This is a genomic window from Myxococcus sp. AM010, assembly GCF_013372585.1.
In the GTDB taxonomy this organism is placed as follows: domain Bacteria; phylum Myxococcota; class Myxococcia; order Myxococcales; family Myxococcaceae; genus Myxococcus; species Myxococcus vastator.
In genome coordinates this window covers 1-2,457 of the sequence record NZ_JABXEO010000192.1, presented here as the reverse complement: position 1 = coordinate 2,457, position 2,457 = coordinate 1, and the positions used below count along the sequence as shown (strand labels likewise).

The window sequence follows — 2,457 nt, the reverse complement described above, 5'->3', positions numbered from 1 at the left end:
GGGCCTTCTCGCTCTCAGGTCTTCTGCGCACACAGAGCCGAACGGGAGGTGCCCCTGCTCTTTCTTCCCGTTCGCTTCGCGCCCGTCTGCTCTCCGACCTGATCGAGAATCACGAACCTCGGTTTAGACCTGACACGTCGTTCAACTTGGAATGGGCTGGCAATACCTTGAGCTTGCCTTTGCGCGAATCCCTCTCGCGCGGGCGCTCGGAGCTTCCCGTCCATGTCCAAGCTCCGGCCGGGGGCCTTCGCCTCGGTGGGGCTGAGGGTGGACAATGCGTGCTGACGCTCCGCTACACGCCGCGCGAGGCAACCTCCCCCGCGTGGGGAGAAGCGTCGAGCGATGAGCGCCCACGCCCTCCAGACGCTCCTCCGCTCTCTGTTTCAGGGCCCGAGGTGCACCCACGGCGATTGCGCCGCAAGGGGCCACGTCACGATGTCACGGAAGCCGGGCCTGGCACCGTGTCTGGAGCTGTTGGAGGTAGGGAGCGGAGTGCCTTCATCGGGATGCGCGCTCGGCCATGGAGTTCGGCGGCGAGCGCGGCAGGCCACTCGCGCGCCGGGGTAGCGGTTTCCCGCATACCGCGCTGCTTCCTGAGCACCCTGAAAGGAATTCAGTCTTCACGGCGCCTGCTCACACTCGACGTGAATGCGCAACTGCTATGGGTCCTCACCACACCCGGCCTGTCACGGTGCTTGCGGGAGTCAGGACCCGACGGGTGGACAGGCCACGCGCAGCCGATATTCTTCGCCCACCGTAGCGTTGGAGTTCGTGGACGGTATTCCACGGTGCCCACGCGCAGGCCGCTCGGGAAGCAACCCCCTTGTTCCCGGCGCTCGCGTGGAAGGAGTGCGGTTGCCCGGACGACCTTGGAGGTCCGGCGTGCGGCGGCTTCGTGGCATCGTGGGGGGCCCGCTCGGGCCCCGGGTGGCAGTCTCCCGGGGCCCGAGAGACCTCGTCCCTGCCGCCGCTACGGTGAGGGGGTCTCCGCCGCCTGGTTCGCTTCCACGCGCGTGAAGGACAGCAGGTAGGCGGGCTCGTCTCGCGTGCTCGCCTGTATCAACTCCTCCGTCAGCGCATGCAGGGGCCAGCGGTCCATGGACGCCTCGTGGAAGAGGGCCACCGCGCCTTCCAGCGCGCCGATTCGCGCCAGCGCCTGCTCGCGTCCGGCCTCGTCGCCCAGCTCCTGGGCGCCGCCGCGGATGAGCTGCAGGCCCACCATGCGCTCCACCATGGTGGGTTGTTCGGCCATGCGCGCGCCAATGTCGCGGGTGATGCGGCCCAGCCGCTTCCGGTCCTCGGGGGACAGCGCGCCCCGCGTGCCCACGTTGCGCGTGCGCAGCACCCACGAGCCCCGGTCCGTCACGCTGTGGGCCGCCACCGCCATCGCCGTGGCGCTGACATCCGGCACCCCCGAGCCCTCCAGCAGCTTCCGGGCCTCCTCGTACGTGCGGGTGAAGACGCCCTCGCGCCACACGGGCAGGGCGGCCACCTGCTCCAGGCGGTCCATCTCCGCCGCGCTCATCTCCGAGCCCGGCTCCGTGTCTCCCAGGAGCAGCAGCAACTGGAGCTGCATGGCGCGCGGGTGCGCGGCCGCCAGCGCCTCCAGCTTCTGGCGGAACACCGCGCGCGCTTCGTCATGGGAGGACTGCGGCAAGGCCTCGCCCCGGAGCACGTCCATCACCGCCACGAAGAGGGACGGGTCCTCCAGCCGAGGCACCTGCCGCAGCAGGAAGAGCGCCTTGTCCGCGTCCAGTCGCGGGCTGCCCAGGGCCAGCATCAGCCTCACGTCGTCCGACGCGGCGCGCTCCCAGGCGGCCTTCGCCGCGGCGGCGATGGCCGGGTCGGGCGGCAGCGGCGTGGCGCCGGGGAGCAGCGCGCTCTGCTGGAAGTCGGGCTGGCCCAGGTCCACCCAGGCCTGGCGGAACGCCTGCTGCCAGTCCATGCCGCTCCCGCGCCGCAGCTCGTACAGCCGCGCCAGCAGCTTTGCTTCCGAGGCGCCCGGCGCGGCCGCCTCCAACCGCCGGAGCGCGTCGCGGGCCTCGGTGTCCTGGCCTTCCTCCAGCGCGAGGCAGGCCTTCACGAGGAGCGCCGGCGCGTGCTGGGGCGAAAGCTTCAGCGCGGCCGCCAGCGCCTCGTGCGCCTGGACCCGCTGGCCCGTCGCGGCGGCCCGAGCGGCGCGGTCCGTCTGGACCAGCACCTCCATGGGGGCCTGGGACTTCGCTTGGGGCGTCTCGTGCGTGTGGTCCGCGTGGGACTCGCCATGCGCCTCGTGCGTGTCCCGTGGGGTGGAACCGGGCGATGAAGGCCGTGGGTTCCACAGGAAGAGCCCTCCGGCCAGCACCGCCACGCCGACGCCCGCGCCTCCCCACAGGACCTTGCCGCGTCGCCGGGGCACGGGGGCGTTATCGGAGGAGGAAGGGAGGGGAGGCGTCATCGGGTGGGCAGCTCCGCGAG

1 protein-coding gene is annotated in these 2,457 nt (G+C 71.6%); it reads right to left on the bottom strand.

All coding sequences use genetic code 11. The annotated features are described in order from the left end of the window. Positions 1-970: 970 nt before the first annotated feature. Positions 971-2,457: lipopolysaccharide assembly protein LapB (locus HV826_RS36205; RefSeq protein ID WP_255217597.1), on the bottom strand; the 1,487-nt coding region annotated here is incomplete at its 5' end.